General features: G+C 26.9%; 18 protein-coding genes. 6 read left to right on the top strand and 12 right to left on the bottom strand.

Annotated features, from left to right (window positions below):
* The first annotated feature begins 87 nt into the window (after window positions 1–87).
* The 3 genes from BRSU_RS12570 (at window position 88) to BRSU_RS12560 (ending at window position 3575) form a co-directional block, all read left to right on the top strand.
* Window positions 88–1014, top strand: coding sequence for a hypothetical protein (locus BRSU_RS12570; RefSeq protein WP_083997915.1), 927 nt, complete (start codon window positions 88–90; stop codon window positions 1012–1014).
* Window positions 1015–1056: 42 nt separating this feature from the next.
* Window positions 1057–1518: a PTS sugar transporter subunit IIA gene (locus BRSU_RS12565; protein ID WP_048595941.1), complete on the top strand. Its 462-nt coding sequence runs from the start codon at window positions 1057–1059 to the stop codon at window positions 1516–1518.
* 887 nt (window positions 1519–2405) lie between these two features.
* Window positions 2406–3575: an iron-containing alcohol dehydrogenase gene (locus BRSU_RS12560; protein WP_048595939.1), complete on the top strand. Its 1170-nt coding sequence runs from the start codon at window positions 2406–2408 to the stop codon at window positions 3573–3575.
* A gap of 150 nt (window positions 3576–3725) precedes the next feature.
* On the opposite strand, the gene BRSU_RS12555 is transcribed toward BRSU_RS12560, so the two are convergent.
* A complete protein-coding gene (locus BRSU_RS12555; protein WP_048595937.1) occupies window positions 3726–5135 on the bottom strand; it encodes an alanine/glycine:cation symporter family protein in 1410 nt (469 codons plus the stop codon).
* Between the two features lie 82 nt (window positions 5136–5217).
* Complete coding sequence (locus tag BRSU_RS12550) at window positions 5218–6432, bottom strand: tetratricopeptide repeat protein (protein ID WP_048595935.1); 1215 nt, start codon at window positions 6430–6432, stop codon at window positions 5218–5220.
* 103 nt (window positions 6433–6535) lie between these two features.
* Here BRSU_RS12550 and BRSU_RS12545 point away from each other — a divergent pair, with 103 nt between their 5' ends.
* The 3 genes from BRSU_RS12545 to BRSU_RS12535 all read left to right on the top strand — a co-directional run bounded on the left by BRSU_RS12545 (window position 6536) and on the right by BRSU_RS12535 (window position 9684).
* A complete protein-coding gene (locus BRSU_RS12545; protein ID WP_048595933.1) occupies window positions 6536–7381 on the top strand; it encodes a bifunctional 5,10-methylenetetrahydrofolate dehydrogenase/5,10-methenyltetrahydrofolate cyclohydrolase in 846 nt (281 codons plus the stop codon).
* A 56-nt stretch (window positions 7382–7437) separates the two neighbouring features.
* The gene (locus BRSU_RS12540) at window positions 7438–7875 is read left to right on the top strand and encodes an EamA family transporter (RefSeq protein WP_048595932.1); all 438 of its coding nucleotides are present in this window, start codon (window positions 7438–7440) and stop codon (window positions 7873–7875) included.
* Between the two features lie 474 nt (window positions 7876–8349).
* Entirely contained in the window at window positions 8350–9684 is a 1335-nt protein-coding gene (locus BRSU_RS12535; RefSeq protein WP_048595930.1) for an NfeD family protein, read from the top strand.
* A gap of 129 nt (window positions 9685–9813) precedes the next feature.
* On the opposite strand, the gene BRSU_RS12530 is transcribed toward BRSU_RS12535, so the two are convergent.
* The 10 genes from BRSU_RS12530 to BRSU_RS12485 all read right to left on the bottom strand — a co-directional run bounded on the left by BRSU_RS12530 (window position 9814) and on the right by BRSU_RS12485 (window position 20443).
* Window positions 9814–10053: a hypothetical protein gene (locus BRSU_RS12530; protein ID WP_048595927.1), complete on the bottom strand. Its 240-nt coding sequence runs from the start codon at window positions 10051–10053 to the stop codon at window positions 9814–9816.
* Window positions 10054–10781: 728 nt separating this feature from the next.
* On the bottom strand, window positions 10782–11597 hold the full coding sequence (locus BRSU_RS12525; RefSeq protein ID WP_048595925.1) for a MetQ/NlpA family ABC transporter substrate-binding protein: 816 nt from the start codon (window positions 11595–11597) through the stop codon (window positions 10782–10784).
* Window positions 11598–11675: 78 nt separating this feature from the next.
* Complete coding sequence (locus BRSU_RS12520) at window positions 11676–12464, bottom strand: MetQ/NlpA family ABC transporter substrate-binding protein (protein ID WP_048595923.1); 789 nt, start codon at window positions 12462–12464, stop codon at window positions 11676–11678.
* 24 nt (window positions 12465–12488) lie between these two features.
* On the bottom strand, window positions 12489–13277 hold the full coding sequence (locus BRSU_RS12515; RefSeq protein ID WP_048595921.1) for a MetQ/NlpA family ABC transporter substrate-binding protein: 789 nt from the start codon (window positions 13275–13277) through the stop codon (window positions 12489–12491).
* A gap of 18 nt (window positions 13278–13295) precedes the next feature.
* Window positions 13296–14099, bottom strand: coding sequence for a MetQ/NlpA family ABC transporter substrate-binding protein (locus tag BRSU_RS12510; protein WP_048595919.1), 804 nt, complete (start codon window positions 14097–14099; stop codon window positions 13296–13298).
* Between the two features lie 116 nt (window positions 14100–14215).
* Window positions 14216–15172, bottom strand: a complete 957-nt coding sequence (locus BRSU_RS12505; RefSeq protein WP_048595917.1) for an L-lactate dehydrogenase — start codon at window positions 15170–15172, stop codon at window positions 14216–14218.
* A 50-nt stretch (window positions 15173–15222) separates the two neighbouring features.
* A complete protein-coding gene (locus BRSU_RS12500) occupies window positions 15223–15903 on the bottom strand; it encodes a methionine ABC transporter permease (protein ID WP_048595915.1) in 681 nt (226 codons plus the stop codon).
* Complete coding sequence (locus BRSU_RS12495) at window positions 15884–16936, bottom strand: methionine ABC transporter ATP-binding protein (protein WP_048595914.1); 1053 nt, start codon at window positions 16934–16936, stop codon at window positions 15884–15886. The genes BRSU_RS12500 and BRSU_RS12495 overlap by 20 nt, the downstream gene beginning before the upstream one ends.
* Before the next feature lie 309 nt (window positions 16937–17245).
* Window positions 17246–17908 carry a DUF4405 domain-containing protein gene (locus BRSU_RS12490; RefSeq protein WP_048595912.1) on the bottom strand — a complete coding sequence of 221 codons (663 nt, stop codon included), beginning with the start codon at window positions 17906–17908 and terminating at the stop codon, window positions 17246–17248.
* Window positions 17909–18166: 258 nt separating this feature from the next.
* The gene (locus BRSU_RS12485; protein ID WP_083997914.1) at window positions 18167–20443 is read right to left on the bottom strand and encodes a heavy metal translocating P-type ATPase; all 2277 of its coding nucleotides are present in this window, start codon (window positions 20441–20443) and stop codon (window positions 18167–18169) included.
* Window positions 20444–20617 lie beyond the last annotated feature (174 nt).

Genomic DNA, 20617 nt, shown 5'->3' with positions numbered 1-20617 from the left:
AATAAATTTAAAAATAAGATTTTATTTTAAAGTTTTTAATATGTTTTAAAGCTTGTAAAATATATTAATTAATATAGAATAAAGGCTATGAACATAAAAGAAAAAATTTCAAATATAAAAAGAAAATTAATAAAAAGAAAAGATATATTATTTTCTATTATAGTATCTTTTATACTGCATATATTTTTATTTAGCTTTATAAATACATCTATAATGCAGGAAGTATTTGCTTATGAGAAAGCTAAAAAAGAAGCAGAAGAAAGATATAAAAAAGATGATTATATGTTCTTGGTAGAAACTCCTGAAGTAGAGGAAGAAGAAAGTGAAGAAGATACTCCTTTTGCTTCAGATAAAACATTGAGGTCAAAAGGCCAGACAGATGTTAAACCCTCAAAGGTTTTTTCTGATACTTCTGTATTTTCATTTTTGGGAGACGGAGCAAATAGCCCAATAATTGAAAGAAGACCTACAGAAAATATAAAACCTAATAATAATCAAAATCAGCAGAGAGAAAAAAAAGAATTAGGAAATGAAATATCCAGAGACAAAGTAGAAACTTATAAACCTAAAAACCCTGGCATAAAAGGGGATACTAAAATACCTGCATCTTTTGAAGAGGGTGCAGACAGAGCAGTTGTATTTTCTAGCGAAACAGGAAGTATGCAGCTTGGTACAAAGGCTCAGGAATATTTTTGGTATTTCTATGCTTTGGTTGGTTCTATAAGAGATTCCTGGTATCTTACTATTCCTAATCAGGCACATTATTTAGGACTTATAAGAACCGATGAAGTAGAGGTATTACTTTCTATAGATGAAGAAGGAAATATAGAGTTTGAAAAATTTTTGAAAACTTCTATAAACGGCCAAACTAGTTTAGATAATTCATGCTCAAAAGCTATTGAATATGCTAAAAAATTAAAGCCACCTCCACAAGGTTTGTGGAATGATTATGCTGAAAATGGAAAAATATATATTCCATTTAAATTTATATATCAAAATTTTAGCAGAGAGTAATAATTATTAGTTTTATAAATTTTTATAGTTTAGGAGATTATTATGAGTTTTATTGATAAGAAAAGTATTTTTCTAGAAAATAATAGTTCATCCAAAGAAGAACTATTTGATTTTTTATCCAAAAAAATAAGTGAATTAGATTCTAGTTATAATGCAGAGGATATAAAAGAAGGATTATATGACAGGGAAAAAGATGGAAATACTGTAATAGCAGATTTAGTAGCAATGCCGCATGCCAGAATGGAATCTATAAAAGAAATTAAAGTTATTGTTGTATCTCTTTTAAAACCTATAGATTATAATTCTGAAGAAGATATAGATTTGGCTTATTCTATAGTTGCACCTTTAGATGCAAATGATGAATTCATAGATGTATTGACATCAATTGCTGTTATCGTTCAAGATGAAGAACTTCAAAACATTATAAGAAATTCTAAAGTAGGTGATGAGGAGAAAATTTCATCTATGATAGAAAATATATTAAAATTATACAATCAAATATAATATGGTATTTAAATATTTTATGTTTAAATAATATATTGATTACTATATTTTAATTGTTGTATAATTATTAGTTATAATTATACAATTAATATGACAGCATAATAAATTTAAATATAGTTTATATGATACATTATTTTTATGATGTATATTTATTTTTATTGTTAGTGATAATAAAAAATTATTTATAAAATTTTGATTTTAAATGAATTAAAATATTTAAAGTTATAATTATATAATTTAATAAATAATATATTTAAATAAATTGAAAAATTAAAACTTACTCCTTAAGGTATGTAATTTTATTTCAGGAATATATAAAAATATATTAATAATATAGAAAATATTATATTACAGCATTTCATAAAGTATAAACATTTATATAATAATACTCATATTGTTAAAAATATGTTCTATTATTATTTTCTAAATATTTTATATAAACTTAAAGTTTTAAATATAAAAGTCTAAAATATACTGCGATATTGATTAATTGAAATGATTCTAGAATAGTTAATAATAAATTAGTTAATAGTTTGTATTGCTGTATACCATTTAAAAATAAAAATATGATAAATAATTTTAATACTAACCGTAAAATAAATACAAATTAAAAATTTGAATTATAGTATATAAATTAAACAATATATTTTATTTTAAATTTAGTTTAAAATTTATTGTAATTTTATAAATTTATATAATATTATTTTTAATAAAAATTGTAACCAATTACATAAAATATATTCATATTTACATAGTTTTATAAAAATATTTTACATTATTATACTTTTTTATCATAAAAATTAAACAATTTATTATAATATAATTGACAAAAATTATATAAATGTTATAATAAAGAACAATAAAGAGATATTTCAGGAGATTAAAGGATGTCAAGATTTACAATTCCTAGAGATTTATACTACGGCGACAATGCTATGGAAGAATTGAAAAATTTGAAAGGTTATAAAAAAGCCATAATCGTTACAGGAGGTTCTTCTATGAAAAGAGGAGGCTTTCTTGATAAATGCGAAAAAATATTAAAAGATACTGGTTTAGAAGTTAAAATATTTGACGGAGTTGAACCAGATCCTTCTATAGAAACAGTTTATAGAGGTGCTGAAGCTATGAGAGAATTTAATCCTGATGTAATAGTTGCATTGGGAGGAGGTTCTGCACTTGATGCTGCTAAGGCTATGTGGGTGTTCTATGAATATCCTGAGAAGAAATTCGATGATATTAAAACTCCTTTCACTATGCCTAAACTTAGAAAGAAAGCAATATTTGCAGCAATACCTTCTACAAGCGGTACAGCTTCAGAGGTTACTGCTTTCTCAGTTATAACTGATTATTCTACTAACATTAAATACCCATTAGCAGATTTTGAAATTACTCCGGACATTGCCATACTTGATTACTCAATACCTATGACAATGCCTGAAACAGTTTCTGCTGATACTGGTATGGATGCACTTACTCACTCTATAGAGGCTTATGTTGCAGGACTTAGAACTGATATTACAGATGCTTTGGCTATGAAAGCAATTGATATGATTGTTCATAATATAGAAAAAGCAGTGAAAGGAGATAAAGAGGGTAGAGCAAAACTTCATGTTGCTCAATGTTTAGCTGGTATGGCTTTCTCAAATGCTTTACTTGGTATAGTACATAGTTTGGCTCATAAAACTGGTGCTGAATTCCATATTACTCATGGAAGATGCAATGCTATACTTCTTCCTTATGTTATTCAGTACAATTCAAAAGTTTGTGCTGACAGATTTGCTGATATAGCTAGAATGCTTAAACTTTCTGGAAATACTGATGCAGAACTTACAGCTTCTTTAGTAAATAAAGTTAAAGAATTAAATGCTAAATTAGGTATCAAACAAACTTATAAAGATAACGACGTAACTGAAGATCATTTCAAACAAAAATGCGATGATATAGCTAAGAATGCCGTTGCTGATCCTTGTACGGGCTCTAACCCAAGAGAGACTGACGTTTCTAATATGAAAAAAGTATTAGAAGCAGCTTACTATGGAAATGATGTCAACTTTTAATTAATATATTCTAATCATAGTTTTTCCCCAAGCGTTATTATATAATGCTTGGGGTTTTTTATTATTTAAATTTTAATAAAATAAAGGGCTTCACTTTTTATCAAGTTAAGCCCTTATTAATATATTATTATTAATTAAATTTTTATACTATTAATTTTTATTATCCCATTGAGTGATAGCATCATCATTTTTTAGTTCTTCTATTATATCTTTAGTAAATTTAGGTTCTTCATGTTCTTTTAATTGGCTCACATAATGTTTAGTAAGCAAGTATACAGGTTTATTAAGTATTACCATAACTATGATGTTTAGTAAAGCCATAAAGCCCATAAACATATCGCCTGCTCCCCATATAGTTTTAAACTCAGCCAATGAGCCGGCAAAAACCATTACTATAGTCATAAGTCCCACTATTATATAGGCTATAAAATTATCTTTTACAGCAGCAGCACCAGTTTTTATATAGAAGAAATTTCCTAATATAGAACTGTAAGAGAAGAACAATATACATACTGTAATAAATATAGAACCGAAACTTCCCAAATGTGATTCCATAGCATATTGGAATAAATTAATACCTTCCATATTTTTAACTTCATTCATAGCTTCAGGAGATAATAGAAGTATGAATCCTGAAATAGAACATATCAATATAGTATCAGTAAATACTGAGAACATCTGTATTAAACCCTGTTTGCAAGGATGAGAAGTATGAGCAGCTGCAGCAGCATGAGGAGCACCTCCCATACCAGCCTCATTTGAGAATAAACCTCTTTTTAATCCGTTTGAAATTGTAATTCCTATAGCACCGCCGAAAACAGCACTAGGTTTGAATGCCTGCACTAATATATTTTGAAATGCCAAAGGTACTGAAGGCAAATTGCTGAAAAATATAAAAAGTCCCATCAAGATATAAGGTATTGCCATAACAGGTACTATAAATACACATGCATGAGTTATAGTTTCTCTTTTTTTGCTGAATAATATCATACCTGTGATTACTGTTAAGAAAATGGCTGTTATATAAACTGATACATTATATTTTGATAGGGCATTTGATATTGTATTAGCCTGTACCCCGTTAAAAGTTGTATATGTGAATATCATACATAAAGCAAATAATATTGCTAGTATTGGTTTTTTCAATCTGCTTTTTATATAGAAAGAAGCTCCACCTATAAACTTTCCTTGAGAATCTTTTTCTTTATAAAGCTGTGCTAATGTACTCTCTGAAAAAGCTAAACTTCCTCCTAATAATGCCATTATCCACATCCAAAATAAAGCTCCAGGTCCTCCAGCAGAAACCGCAGTCATAACTCCTGTAATATTTCCTGTACCAACTCTTGAAGCTGTACTTATACAAAAACTTACAAATCCTGAAACTCCGTCTCCTTTTTCATGTTTAGAAAATAGAAGTTTTAAGGCAAGTATTGAATGTGAAATTTGTATTCCTTTTAATCTTATAGTAAAGAAAACAGAAATAACAAAGAATACCGCCAATAATAAATAACCGTACATTACATTATTAGTATTTGTTATTATACTATTAATAATTTTCATTTTTTATTCCTTTTTGGTTTTTGCGATTATACAATAAATATATTTTTTTGTATATATGGTTTATAAAAATATTATATGATAATTATATTTTCAATTTCTCAAGTTTTTTTGTTATTTCATTTCGTTTTTTTATGTATTTATCATACAGTACAGGATTAGGTTTTTCATTATTGATTATGTAAAGATTATAATTAACAGCTTCAAGAAGTTTAGTATAATAGATTTGAGAGTTATATTTATCTCCCAAATTTTCATATATATCTGCTAATTCTTCTAAAGCTTCATCATCATTTTTATTAATATCTATAATTTTTTTCAAATATTCTATTACTAAATTTCCATTTTGATTCATATCTCTTCTAAGTAAGTATATGGCATCTTTTATTAAAGCAGTATCTCTATCGTAAATTTTTATAGCTGCATTATAAGACTTTGAAGCATTATCATAATCATTTTTAAGTATATAAGCATTGGCAAGTTTTTTATAATATATATAATTATAATTTTTTGCATTTATTGCCTTTATATAATTTTCTATACTGATATCTATATCTTCATTTTCTACATTAGTTTTGTATTTACTATAATATAGATCTCCTAAAGCAGAAAAATAATAATGATTATTTTTGTCTAAATATTTTTTCATGTTTTCTACTATTATATTTATATCATTAATAGAATCTTTATTTCCTTTTTCTGTGAGATACTCTAGATAATCCATATTGAAATAAATATTATCTTTATAGAAATTAAAAAACATTTCATAAATTTTTTTCTTATTTTCATCATTATATTCATTGTCACTTACTATTTGGCTGTAATATCCTATAAGAGGAATATATTCATATTCTTTTACAAGATTATCATTTTTTTTAGAATAAGAATATATCTCTTCTAATACTTTGTTTATAGATTCAAAGAATTTTTCTTCTTTTGAATAAATATTTTTTTCTTTCCATTCATTAGGCTTTTCTCTGTCAAATATCACATAATTAAGAATAAATCCATTTTTATATTTTAATAAATTGTATGTGATAGATATATCAGCATTATTATTAAAGGTGAGTTCTTTAATTTTTGATTTTATTTCTTTATAATCATTTCTTTTATACGGTATATAAGGTATTATACGAAAATCGGAGTTAATGAATAAATTTTTTATTATAATATCTTTGAAGGCATATGATGTGTAATTATTGCTGTATTCTGTTTCAAAGATTATTATTTTTTTTTGAGCAAAAGATATGCTGTTTATAGTTAGGGCAGTAAAAAAGATAATAAATATTTTTTTTATCATAGTTTAATAATATACAATATAAATATTAAAAAATCTATACTTGTATTTTATTTTACAGCATTATATTATTATAAAATAATAATAAATTTGATTAGGAGTTTATATGTCTAATATTTTAGATGGAAGAGAATTAGCAAAAGAGATAAAAGAAAGGATAAAGAAGGAAACAGAAATTCTTGAAAAGAAACCAAGGATAGATTTTCTATATTTTGAGGATGATAAATCTACAGAGGTTTATTTTAAAAGGGCAAAGAAACAAGCTGAAAGTGTAGGAATGATAGGTTCTTTGCATAATCTTCCTGTGAATACAACAGAGAAAGATTTTTTAACATTGATAGAATATTTAAACAAAGAAAAAGAAACAAGTGGAATAATGATTCAGATGCCTCTTCCTAAACATATATGCAAGAAAAAAGTTTATGAAACTATTTCAATAGAAAAGGATTCTGATGCAATATCTCATGTTAATTTGGGTAGGATATTTATAGGCGATAGTAATTTAGCTCCTTGTACAGCAAAGAGTGCTATGGCTTTAATAGAAAAATCCGGCATAAATATAGAAGGTGCTAATGCTGTTGTTATAGGAAGAAGCGAGATAGTTGGAAAGCCTTTAGCTCATTTACTTTTACAAAAATCTGCTACTGTTACTATAGCACATTCAAAAACTAAGAATTTAAAAGAGCTTTGTAAGAATGCTGATATATTATGTGTATCAATTGGAAAAGCAGAATTCATTACAGGAGAATATATAAAAGAAGGAGCTGTAGTTATAGACATAGGTATAAATGTATTAGAGGACGGTTCTTTAAAAGGTGATGTTAATTTTGAGGAGGCTTCAAAGTTAGCTTCTTATATTACTCCTGTACCTAATGGCGTTGGAAGCGTTACTGTTTCTATGCTTTTAGATAATGTGCTTTATCTCCATAAAAACATTATGAATAAAAAATAATTCATTATAAAAAATATAATATTAAAAATACTATATTAAAAATTAAAGGCTTTTCTATGGATATTATTTTTGCATTATTATCTTCAATATTTGCATCTCTTACTGCTATACTTATAAAGATAGGTTTAGCCGGTATTAATTCAAATTTAGCAACTGCCATAAGAACTATTATAATATTGATAATGTCTTGGATTATAGTATTTTACACAAATTCTGTGAACTCTATAAATACTTTTGAAACTATAAAAAATCTCAATACAAAGACTATAATATTTATAGTATTATCAGGCATAGCAACAGGTTTATCATGGCTTTTTTATTTCAAGGCTTTACAGATTGGAAATGTTAATAGAGTAGTAGTTATAGATAAACTTTCTATAATTTTTACTATAATATTAGCTGCAATATTTTTAAAAGAGGCATTAAATATAAAAATTATTATAGGTGTGCTTTTTATAGTGGCAGGTACATTGATAATAAGCTTTCAATCATGAAAAAATTCTGCAATATAAATAAAATTTGGGTGGGCGTTATAATTTCAGTGTCCGTATACAAAAATAATTAAGCATAAATTTCTAAATTGTATTTTATAGAAAAAAGGGTGTGGTATGTAATTAAGTTTTAAAGCTATATTTTCACCCCACCCTTTTTATATTTATAGTTTAACTATGAATTCAAACTTTTAATTTTTTAGTGACTCAATTATAATTTAATAGCATCCCACCCAAGATTTTTTTTTAAATTTCTTACTTCCTCACCGTCGCTGTGATACGCCTAAAATATATACTATTTTTTAAATTATAATTTCAACAATAAACAATAGTCTGATAAACGGTGTTGAAAAGATTATAAATTTGAATAAGGTTTGGGTGTGGATTAGAATAAAGTGTTAGAACTTTATAATGCATGCTTGAAAAAAATATAAGTTATACTAAAATAATAATATATTTAATAAGAGAGTGATATTTATGAAAAAAATTAATAATATATTAATAATGCTTCTTTTGAGCATTTTTATTTTTTCTAATTATTTATATTCGAAAGATGGTAAAGTTTATGTTATAAAGAGACAGGAATTTCAAGAGATAAACAGATGGTATGCTGGATATTTAAAAAAGGCTATAGATGAAGCAGATGATAAAAAGGCAGATTTGATTATATTAGAACTTGATACTCCTGGAGGACTTCTTTCTTCGGCTTTATCTATAAAAAACTATATTATGGAAAGTAATGTACCTGTAGTGGTTTATATTAATAAGAATGCATTATCAGCTGGTGCTTTGATATCATTGAGTGCCAAAGAAATTTATATGTCTGACGGAAGCGTTATAGGGGCAGCAACTCCTGTATATTTAAATGGCAATGAACCCAAAAAGGCAGGAGAAAAAGAGGTTAGTGCTATGCGTGCTGCAATGAGAGCATCTGCAGAAACTACGAAAAAGAATTCCAAAGCTGCTGAAGCTATGGTTGATGAAACTATAGTTTTAACTAAGAAAAGTGACGGTATAGATTTAGATGATAAGACTTTACTTACATTAAGTGCAGATGAGGCAGTATCTATAAATATAGCTGATAAAAAAGCCAATTCCATAAATGAGATATTAGAATTAAAAAATATGAATAATGCTGAAATAGTAAATATAGAAGAAGATGGATATGATTCTGTATTGAAATTTCTTCTCAATCCTTTTGTATTGAGTATTTTAATGTCTATAGGTATAGCTGGAATATATATTGAAATAAAAACCCCAGGGTTTGGTGTTGGAGGAGTAACAGCCATAATAGCTTTTGCTGTATTTTTCTTTATTCAGTTTTTTTCAGGAAGTAGCACATTTTTAGCACCTGCCATATTTATACTTGGGGTTGTTCTTCTTTGTGTTGAATTATTTCTTATACCGGGTTTTGGAATTACAGGTATACTTGGAATAATAGGAATTGTAGCCGGAGTATTCATTTCTTTCGGCATACATAATATAGCCGTAGCTTCTTTTGTGATATTTATTTCTTTATTAATAGATATTGTACTTATAATATTGATTGCAAGGTTTATGAGTAAATCAAAAGATTTTAAAGATAAGATTACATTAGATAGTGATACTTCTGGATATCATTCAAGCGTTTCTTATGATGATTTAATAGGTAAAGAGGGAATAGCTGATACTTTTTTCAGACCTTCAGGATATATAGTTATAGATGGAAAAAAGTACGATGCAGTTAGTGAAGGGGAATTCATAGATAAAGGTAGCAATTTAAAAGTTATTCTTGTAGAAGGCAACAGAATAGTTGTAAAGAAATATATTTAAATATAGTATTATTAAGCTGGAATTTAAATTCCAGCTTTTATATACTAATATTCAGCATAGAACTATCCTTACAAAAATATTTCTAGTGTATATGTTTACATAATATATGCTTAATACAAAAAATATATTTTAAGCTAATGAACTGAAAGCTCTTACAGAAGATATATCTATTCTAAGCTGTAAAACGTATCTTTTACCATCACGTCCTATAGCGTAAGTGTATCTGCTTGAAAGAGGAGACATACCGTTTCCTTGCTGGCTTATCTTTTGTATATTAGTAGGGTTTTGAGCTGCAATATTTTCTTTAGGAGCAGGCATCTGAACTTGTGCTGTTTGCTGTACATTATTATTTATTCTATTGATAGTCATACTAAGAACTCCTTTTTTAGTAATTAACTTCTAATATTAACGGTAATATAAAAAAAACCTTAAGAATTTTATTTAGTGCATTTAAGTTATTTATTTTCTTATTTTTTATAAAAGCGACAATTTTTGTTATTTATAAATGTTATAATGTGAAATTTTAAATTTATAACTTATACAACGTACGGTAGATTAAGAAAATAATATAAATAAATTAATAATTCAAATATTATTTATATTTAAGAATCAGCTCATCATTCGTGAATGAGATTATAAATATAATAAAATCTTGGTCATGAATGCTTTTATTATTTAAGCTTTAAAATAAATGATATTACTAATTTTGAATAAAAATAAAATACATAAAAGGGAAGGAATTAAAATATACTATTATAACTGATAAATGAAGTTTTTATTTAGTTTGATAAATATTAAAAAAATAATGTTATTTATACTTATAAATTCTTATTTTTTATGAAAAAATTGTATATTTTGGAAGAAATGAGTAACTTGATTTTCAGCATAAAATATATATATAGTAGGAAGTTAATTATAGAAGAGTAGGCTAACAAACAATTTTCCTTATAATTTTTTATGCTTCTTTGATATTAGTTATATGATACACATTTTATCCAAAATATATTATAATTTTTATATTAATTAAGTAATATGAAATAAAAGCTATGTATAAAAAATATACATAGCTTAACTTAATCAAAAATTAATTCTATTTATTATTTCCAAGTAGGAAGATAAGAACCTAAGAAATTCTCATTATAAACTTTTTCTACTATTTCAGATTGATAAGTTGCTACAACTTTTTTGTATAATTCATTATCTTTATCTTTAGTTCTTGCAGCTATCAAATTGACAAAAGATTTTCCACTATAAATAGAAGGGTCATCTTTGAATATATAGTCAGAACCAGGATTCAAACCGAAGTCTATAGCATAGTTTCCATTAATAACAGCACAAGCAACATCAGGAAGAACACCATAAATAGCACCTGCATCCATTTCTACGATTTCAATATTTAGAGGATTTTCTATTATATCGCTTACACTAGGAGTATCTCCTGCTTCAGGTTTTACTTTAATGATTCCTGCAGCCTGAAGAACTTTTAAAGCTCTTCCACCATTAGAAGGGTCATTAGGTATAGCTATTTTATCGCCGTTTTTTAATTGTTTTACATCTGTGATATTAGTAGAATAAATATTCATAGCAGATATATAAGTATCAGCTATAGCAGTTAAATCATATCCTTTATTTGATACTTCATCATTAAAGTATGCATAGTGTTGGAAAGCATTCAAATCAATCTCTCCATCATTTAAAGCCTGATTAGGTATAGTGTAATCAGAGAAAGATACTAACTCTACTTTTATTCCTTCTTCAGCTAGTTTAGCTACTATAGGATCCCAGATTTGATAATCAGACTCTCCAGCAAAACCAACTTTAACTACCTTTTGATCACCAGAAGAAGTATTTCCGCATGATAATATCATTAATGATAATATGGCTGATGATATAAATAATAAAAATTTTTTCATTTTCGCTCCTTTATAAAATTTTAATTAAATTAATTTATTTAGATTATATTATTTTTTGAATAATTTCAATAAAAACTATTAATAATTGATGATAATTCCATTTAATTTTCCTGATTCGACAACCTCTTTTATTCTTTTTTTATAAGTCTCAGCTATCTTTTTATAAACGCTATTATCTTCATCTTCTAATCTTGCAACTATAAGATTTATATACATATCAGAATCATATTTACTAGGATCATCATAATATAATATATTTGAATCTTTAAAATCAAAATTAAGATTGAGATTAACAAAAGCTCCATCAACAAAAGACATGACAGAATAAACATCATCTGCCTCTACAGCTACAAACTCTAATTTCAAATAATTTTCTCTTATATCATTTGTGGTAAAATTATAATTAATATTATTCTTCCTAATTAATTTTAATAATCCTATAGATTCCAATATTTTTAATGATCTTGATAAATTTACTTCATCTTTTGGTACTGCTATCTTTGAATGTAGTTGTAACTGAGATAAATTAGTTAAATTTTCTGAATACATATTCATAGCAGCTATAAAAGTTTTATCTATTATACTCAAATAATAATCGTTTTTATTTGTAGCATTAACGAAATAAGCATAATGCTGAAAATGATTCAAATCTATATGTTTGCTATTTAAAGCTTTATTTATTATAGAATAGTCTGAAAATTGTATTAATTCTAATAAAATATTTTGTTCTTTCATTTCATTTGCTACGTATTCCCATATGCTCATGTCAAGCTCCCCTATGTATCCTATCTTTACCACTTCTTCTTTTTTACAATTACAAGAAATAATAAATAGTAATAAAAACAAAATAAATAATAATTTTTTCATTATATGTATCCCTATATTTAATTATTAGTCAATTGCAATAAGACCATCTAATATATTTTTATCTATATTTTTCTTCATCTTCTGTCTATAGCTTTCTGTTATAAACTTATAAAGATTATAATTTCTATCTTTTTCTCGGCATACAATCAAATTAGCATAGGACATCAAACCAGCATGCGAATATTTTGATATATCATCATAAAATATAATTTTATAATTTATATAATCTGAAATAAATCCATAATTTATAACGGCGGCATCAACCTTATCCATATTATAATAAATTATACTAGCATCCATAGTTATAAATTGAATATTTAATTTATTTTCTATAATATTAGATATATTATAAAAACTCGTATCAAATCTTTCAAGTTTAATGATATTTGCCACTTCTAATACTTGCAATGCTCTTGATAAATTTACTTCATCATCAGGAATGGCTATTGTAGCATTAGATGATATTTGATTTATATTCGTAAGAAATTTTGAATATATATTCATAGGAGCCACGAAAGTTTTTCCTAATATATGAAGATTATAATTATATTTATTAGTTTCATTTACAAAATATATGTAGTTTTGAAAAGAATTCAAATCTATCTCACCATCATTTAGAGCCTTATTTAAAATTTCATAATCTTCAAAATATACAAGTTCTAATCTTGCATTTTCAATTTTTAACTCTTCATCTATTTTCTGCCATACATCCGAATCAAATTCTCCTATATGTCCTACCTTTATAATATCAACATTAGAATTATTGCAAGAAAGAATATTAATTAATAAAAAAAATATTATTAAAGATTTCATAGTCCCCCCAACTAAAAACTATAAAATTACCAAACAGCTATATATTCCATTAAATTTTTTATTATATATTTCTTTAATCTCATCAGATTGATATGCATTTATTATTTTTTTGTATGTCTCATTATCCTTATTTTCTGTTCTAGCAGCTATAATATTTATATAATTTTTATCAGTATAATTGCTCGTATTATCCTTAAATATAGAATCTCTATAAGGATCAAGTCCGAAGTTTAAAGCAAAATTACTATTGATAACGGCACTTGCTATATCTGGAAGCAAACCATATATACTTCCAGCATCAACTTCAATTATATCCAAATTTAATTTATTTTCTTTTATATCATTAACAGTAGGATTTTGTTTATATATATTTTTTAATTCTATCAATCCTGCCGCTGCTAATACTTTTAAAGCTCTGCCTCTATTAGAATCATCATTAGGTATAGCAACTTTATCATTCTCTTTAATCTGATTAATATTTGTTATATTATCAGAATATATATTCATAGCAGCTAAACATGTATCTGCTATAGCAGTTAATTCATATCCTTTATCTTCCAACTCCTTATTAAAAAATGCATAATGCTGAAAATTATTTAAATCTATTTCACCATCATTTAAAACTTTATTAGGAGAAGAATAATTAATATAAGATACCAATTCTATTTCTATATTATCATTAGAAACTTTTTTCATCACCTCTTGCCAAATAATTTTATCCGACTCGCCTATATATCCCACTCTCACTATATGGACATTTTTATCAGCATTAGAACATGAAACAGAAAATATAAAAATAAAAAGTAAAATTATTCTTCTCATAGCATTATCATTTTTATATAATACAATTCTCTTTTATAAATTTTATAATTGAGAATTTGCCTTACTATATTTTATATAATATTTGTCAATATATAATAATACTATAATAAATATTATTACATATTCAAAGCTAATTCATAATTCTTTTTCATCACGCTGCAAGATTCATCAAATAATTTTTTCTCTTCATCATTCATCTTTAATTCGATTATCTCTTCAACTCCATTTCTTCCAAGCACTGCAGGAACTGAAGCATAAACATCATTTTGTCCGTATTCTCCATTTAAATAAACTGAAACAGGAAGAACTCTATGCTCATCGCAAAGTACAGCGCGTGCCACTTCAGCTAAAGCAGTACCTATTCCAAACTCTGTAGATCCTTTACCCTCTAAAACATCCCAGCCGCCTCTTCTTCCTTTATAAGCTAATTCTTTTAAATCAAGTTTTGAGTATTTATCTTTTTCTTTCATAAGTTCAAACAAAGGCTTTCCTGCTATAGTAACTGTTGACCATGGAACCATCTGACTTTCTCCATGCTCACCTAAAGCATAGGCATATATTGACTTTTGATCAACATTAATCGCCTCTGATATGGCTCTTCTTAATCTTGCAGAATCTAATGTGGTACTTGTAGATATTATTCTTTTAGGATCATAATTCAATTTATTTTGTAAATAATGAGTGATAACATCTGCAGGATTAGAAATATTGATTATGATTCCTGAGAACTTTGTATTTTTTATTTTAGATGTTACATCTTTCATAACCCCTATTGTAGCACCTAAAGTATCCATTCTAGTTTGATTCATATTAGGCAAAGGACCCGCACATACCACCATTATATCAGCATCATCTATATCTTTATAAGTTCCTGATTTTACTTCTACTCTATGAGGTAAATAAACTGTAGCATCAAATATATCTAAAGCCTGAGAAAATGCCTTCTTTTCATCTATATCAATATAAATTATTTCTTCAACTAAACCTTGAGCCGCCAATGCATATCCTGCATGAGAACCTACATGTCCTGCCCCTATCAATACAGCTTTTCTTCTTTTCAATAAAGTTTCCATAAATAATCCCTCTCAATATCAAATAGTTTTTTCATATCATAATAATTTTCTTAATGTGTAGCTTTTTTAACTATAAAATTTCCAATAGCCTGTATAATTCCAACAAGTATTACAAGAAGTATTACAGATACATATATAATATCTAATTTATTTCTATAATATCCTGATTGTATAGCATAAGTTCCAAGTCCGCCTGCCCCTACAGCTCCAGCCATAGCAGTAAGTCCTATTAAACTAATTATTGTTATAGTAGTTCCTCTTGCTATAGGAGCTATACTTTCTTTTAAATATACTCTGAAAATAATAGCTATAGGAGATGATCCCATAGACTGTGCCGCCTCTACAAGTCCTGGATTAACTTCTGATAATGCACTTTCTATCTGTCTTGCAAAGAAAGGGACTGTTCCAAATATTAATGGTATGATAGCTCCTTTTACTCCTATTGCAGTACCCATTATAAATCTTGTAAGAGGTACTAACATAGCAAGAAGTATTATAAATGGTATAGCTCTGAAAAAGTTAATCACTTTGCTTAATACTTCATATAACAATATATTTTCCATTATTCCGAATTTTTTAGTAACTATTAAAAGCACTCCCAAAAATCCACCTATAAAAAATGATATTACACCTGAATAAAAAAGCATTACAAAAGTTTGTATTATGCTTTGATAAAGTCTAGGCAAATCAGCCATAACATTAGGCATTAAATTATTCATCATATCTAGCATCTTTTATTACCTCTACATCTACATTTTGTTCATTAAGGAACTCTATAGTTTTTGTTATGCCATGTTTTTCTTTTTCATGAAGTATAACAACAAGTCCGCCTAAAAGGCTTTCATCTATAAGCTCAACATTTCCAAATATTATATTAACATCAACATTAAACTTTCTTGAAATATGAGATATTAAAGCCTCTCCTACAGAATCCTTTTTATATTTTAATCTTAATATACATTCGCCTTGTTTTAATTCTGTTATATTATGTTTTTCTTCTATAAGCGTATATATCTTAGATACATTTGAAGTTGTATCTATAAAATCCTGAGTGATTTGATTTTTAGGATGAGAGAATACCTCAAATATATTTCCTTCCTCTATAAGATGACCATTACTCATAACTGCAACTCTATGACATAACTCTTTTACAACGCTCATCTCATGGGTTATTACAACTATAGTTATTCCAAGTTCTTCATTTAATTTTTTTAATAACTTCAATATAGAAGATGTTGTTTGAGGATCTAATGCACTTGTAGCTTCATCGCATAAAAGTATTTGCGGATCATTGGCTAAAGCTCTAGCTATTGCAACTCTTTGTTTCTGTCCGCCGCTTAATTGCGAAGGATAAACATAGGCCTTTTCTTTTATATCTACAAGTTCAAGTAAAGACATCACTTTTTTTTCTATTTCTTCTTTTGAAAGTCCTCTGTATCTTAATGGGTATGCAACATTTTTAAATACTGTTCTTGAGCCGAACAAGTTAAACTGCTGAAATATCATACCTATTTTTTTCCTTTTCTCTCTAAGCTCTCTAGGTTTTAAAGATGTCAATTCCTCTCCGCCTACATAAACTTTTCCTGATGTAGGTCTTTCTAATAAGTTTATGCATCTTACCAAAGTTGATTTTCCGGCTCCTGAAAAACCTATTATACCGTATATCTCGCCTTTGTTTATTTTTAAAGACACATTATTAACTGCATTGAGCTGTTTATTTTTAGCAGTTTTAAATACTTTACTGACATTTTCTAAAACTATCATCTATTATCCTGAAAATTAGATTATAAAATTTATTGAAAATAAAACCCATTTTTTCAATTATATATTTTTAAATATATTTGTCAATACTGATAAAATGTTTAATTAAAAAATACTTATTAATAAATAATTATCAGATTAAAGGCGGTTAAATGAACTGCTAATATAATAAAAACTTGATTTCTAATAAAGTAGAAAGATAAAATAAAGTAAAAATTACATATTAGATAATAAAGAATAAATGGCGGGGTATGTAAATAAATTTTAAAACTTAATTACATCTATGCCCGCACTTTGAAAATTATAAAGTTATTATCCTTGCTGTATACTCATCTTATTTAATTTATTGCTCAATCTATGTAAGTAATAAGTAATGAATATAAAAACTCCCATTACAGCAACATGATCCATAAAGAAAAATACTGCAGCTTCTTCAGCTTTAGGAACTTTGGCAATTACAAACATATTAATATAAAAACCTCTTTTTATAAAAGAAACTATTCCATATAGAGCTATTAGCAAAGCTATCAATATATATATTTGTTTTTTTATATTTATAATTTTTTTACTCATGTTTATAAATATACCCCAATGCATTCCCAAATGTACAGACATCAATATAAATCCCCAATAGCTGCAAACTATATGCAGTTTTTTATTGAATACTTTGATGCTGCTAAGATTAAGAAATTCTACTAAATCTCTATTAAATAATATTCCGCTTACCACTAATCCAAACATACATATAAATAGCATGACATTTATAAATGTATTAAGCGATCTATTTAAATTGTATTTTCCTTTAGGTAGATTTTTATACCAATTAATATTCATTATATTATGAAGTATAAAAAATACAAAAATCAAAAATCCTAAATATTCATGTATAGTTCGTCCTGTAAAATGATATCCCATCAAAACGAAATAAAGAATTGTCATTATTATATCTATAATTATTTTAATTCTATTTCTCATATATAATTTTCCCCCTATTTACAAAATTAATCAATCATCTCAATTATTAAAATAATATAGCATGCTATTTACTTTTTTAGACGAATTTGATTGGTTAAAAGTTTCCTATAATTTATTTTTTTGTAAAAAAAATTTATTTATTTTTTATTATGCTCATTTATCGCTAGAAATAATAAGAAGTCCATAGAAATTAAAAATTAAATTTCTATGGACCTCTGAGTAAATTATGATTGAAAAACTTAGTATATAAATAAAAATCTATTTGCTTGGTTTGAAAAAGTTTAATCTTAAAGCATTAGTAACAACAGAAACAGAACTTAAGCTCATAGCAAGAGCAGCAAATATAGGATTCAAAAGTAAATCCTTACCCATAATAGCAGTTAAAAACCCTCCTATAGAAGAAGCTATTAAAGGTTCTCTGAATACATGCAAAACTCCTGCCGCAATAGGTATGCCTATTACATTATAGCAAAAAGCCCAGAATAAATTTTGTTTTATATCCCTCATAGTTGCCTTGCTTAATTCTATGGCAGTTACAACATCATTAGTGTTTGATTTTACTAATACTATATCAGCACTTTCAATAGCAACATCGGTACCGCTTCCAATAGCAATACCAACATTAGCCTGAGTCAAAGCAGGTGCATCATTTATACCATCGCCTACCATAGCAACAGTTAAACCTTGATCCTGAAGTTTTTTAACTTCATTAGATTTTTCTTCAGGTAATACTTCTGCAAATACAATATCAATACCAGCTTCTTTTGCAACTGAATTAGCTGTGTTTTTATTATCTCCTGTAATCATTGCAGTTTTTATTCCAAGTTTGTGAAGTCTGTTTATTGCTTCGATACTTTCTTTTTTTAATTTATCAGCAACTGCTATTATACCTAAAAGTTTATTGTCATAAGCAACATACATAGGAGTCTTACCTTCTTTTGAAAGTTTATCCATATATGAATTATAATTTTCTGTACTGATATTTTCTTTATTCATTAGTTTGCCATTACCCATTAAAACTTTTTTATTATCAATATATGTTTCTATACCAAAACCAGCTATGGCTTTAAAATTTTCTATATTAAGAAGTTTTATATTTTTTTCTTTGGCCTCTCTTACTATAGCTTCGCCTAAAGGGTGTTCGCTTCCATTTTCAGCACTTGCAGCTATCAAAAGAAGTTTGTCTTTATCATCAGAAATAATGTCAGTAACATAAGGCTTGCCCTCTGTAAGAGTACCTGTTTTATCGAACATTACAGCATTTATTTTTTCAGAAACTTCTAAGGCCTCAGCATTTTTAAAAAGTATTCCTAATTCAGCACCTTTTCCAGTCCCAACCATTATTGCAGTAGGTGTCGCAAGCCCTAAAGCACAAGGACAAGCTATAACAAGTACGGATACAAATACGGTTAAAGAGAATACAAAATTATGAAGAGCTATAAACCAAATTATACCTGATATCAAAGCTATAGTTATTACAGCAGGCACAAAGTATGAAGAAACAACATCGGCAATATGTGCTATTGGAGCTTTTGAACCCTGTGCATCTTCTACTAATTTTATAATCTGTGCTAATGCAGTATCAGCTCCTACTTTTTGAGCTTTGAATTTGAAACTTCCTGTTTTATTTATAGAAGCCCCAACTACTTTATCCCCTACACTCTTTTCAACTGGTATGCTCTCGCCCGTAAGCATGGATTCATCAACACTACTGTACCCTTCTATTATTTCACCATCAACAGGGATCTTCTCACCCGGACGAACTAATACTATATCATCAACTTTTACATCTGCAATTTTTATCTCTTTTTCTTCTCCGTCTTTTATTATAGTGGCAGTTTTAGGCTGAAGTCCCATAAGTTTTTTTATTGCCTCGCCTGTCTTTCCTTTGCTTCTAGCTTCTAAATATTTTCCAAACTGTACTAATGTTATTATAACTGCAGCTGACTCATAATAAAGATTTTCCCCATGAGGATTAAGTCCCATAAATGCTAAAACAGTAGAATAAATACTATAACTAAATGCCGCAGTTGTTCCTATTGCTACAAGCGAGTCCATATTAGGCGAACCTCTAAAAAGTGCAGGAAAACCTAATGTATAAAATTTATATCCTGATATCATAACAGGTACGCATAAAAATATAGCAACTATAGAAAAAACTTGAGGATTAATATGATGCACCAAAAAACTAGGTATTGGGAATTTAACGAAACTTACCATAGGCGCCATTGATATATAAAACAAAGGTATAGAAAATATTGCTGATACTATAAGTCTTATTTTCTGCTCTTTTATCTCTCTTGCTTTTACTATTGTCGGATCTTCTTCCTTACCTAAAACCTGATATCCTGCCTTTACTACAACATTCACTATATCATCATACTTAAGCTTTTTTTCATCATAATTGAATACTGCTTTTTCAGTAGCTATATTAACATTGGCATCTTCAATACCTTCTGTTTTTTTCAAGGCTCTTTCTACAGCCCTAGAACATGCAGCACAATGCATGCCTCCTATTTTTAAAGTCATTTTCATATATATAACCCCCTGTATAAAAACATATTTCATTTTACTATTTTTTATAAAATGTTACAATAGTCTAACAATATAATTATAATAAATTTCTAATAAAATTCAAGTAGGGTATATGGGTATATATGAAAATAAATAAAAAAATAGGCTATATAATAAATATAAAGCCTACTTTTA

Origin of the sequence: Brachyspira suanatina (assembly GCF_001049755.1) — a bacterium.
Classification (GTDB): Bacteria; Spirochaetota; Brachyspiria; order Brachyspirales; family Brachyspiraceae; genus Brachyspira; species Brachyspira suanatina.
Note: the sequence above shows the minus strand (reverse complement) of the source record. Positions and strands in the feature narration are given on the sequence as shown.

Coding starts and splice junctions, on each gene's coding strand:
- BRSU_RS12485 (WP_083997914.1), bottom strand. CDS start 20,443: ATGAAAATGACTTTAAAAATAGGAGGCATGCATTGTGCTGCATGTTCT.
- BRSU_RS12520 (WP_048595923.1), bottom strand. CDS start 12,464: ATGAAAAAATTATTATTTATTTTGTTTTTATTACTATTTATTATTTCT.
- BRSU_RS12560 (WP_048595939.1), top strand. CDS start 2,406: ATGTCAAGATTTACAATTCCTAGAGATTTATACTACGGCGACAATGCT.
- BRSU_RS12535 (WP_048595930.1), top strand. CDS start 8,350: ATGAAAAAAATTAATAATATATTAATAATGCTTCTTTTGAGCATTTTT.
- BRSU_RS12495 (WP_048595914.1), bottom strand. CDS start 16,936: ATGATAGTTTTAGAAAATGTCAGTAAAGTATTTAAAACTGCTAAAAAT.
- BRSU_RS12510 (WP_048595919.1), bottom strand. CDS start 14,099: ATGAGAAGAATAATTTTACTTTTTATTTTTATATTTTCTGTTTCATGT.
- BRSU_RS12500 (WP_048595915.1), bottom strand. CDS start 15,903: ATGCTAGATATGATGAATAATTTAATGCCTAATGTTATGGCTGATTTG.
- BRSU_RS12490 (WP_048595912.1), bottom strand. CDS start 17,908: ATGAGAAATAGAATTAAAATAATTATAGATATAATAATGACAATTCTT.
- BRSU_RS12545 (WP_048595933.1), top strand. CDS start 6,536: ATGTCTAATATTTTAGATGGAAGAGAATTAGCAAAAGAGATAAAAGAA.
- BRSU_RS12555 (WP_048595937.1), bottom strand. CDS start 5,135: ATGAAAATTATTAATAGTATAATAACAAATACTAATAATGTAATGTAC.
- BRSU_RS12530 (WP_048595927.1), bottom strand. CDS start 10,053: ATGACTATCAATAGAATAAATAATAATGTACAGCAAACAGCACAAGTT.
- BRSU_RS12525 (WP_048595925.1), bottom strand. CDS start 11,597: ATGAAAAAATTTTTATTATTTATATCATCAGCCATATTATCATTAATG.
- BRSU_RS12565 (WP_048595941.1), top strand. CDS start 1,057: ATGAGTTTTATTGATAAGAAAAGTATTTTTCTAGAAAATAATAGTTCA.
- BRSU_RS12515 (WP_048595921.1), bottom strand. CDS start 13,277: ATGAAATCTTTAATAATATTTTTTTTATTAATTAATATTCTTTCTTGC.
- BRSU_RS12570 (WP_083997915.1), top strand. CDS start 88: ATGAACATAAAAGAAAAAATTTCAAATATAAAAAGAAAATTAATAAAA.
- BRSU_RS12540 (WP_048595932.1), top strand. CDS start 7,438: ATGGATATTATTTTTGCATTATTATCTTCAATATTTGCATCTCTTACT.
- BRSU_RS12505 (WP_048595917.1), bottom strand. CDS start 15,172: ATGGAAACTTTATTGAAAAGAAGAAAAGCTGTATTGATAGGGGCAGGA.
- BRSU_RS12550 (WP_048595935.1), bottom strand. CDS start 6,432: ATGATAAAAAAAATATTTATTATCTTTTTTACTGCCCTAACTATAAAC.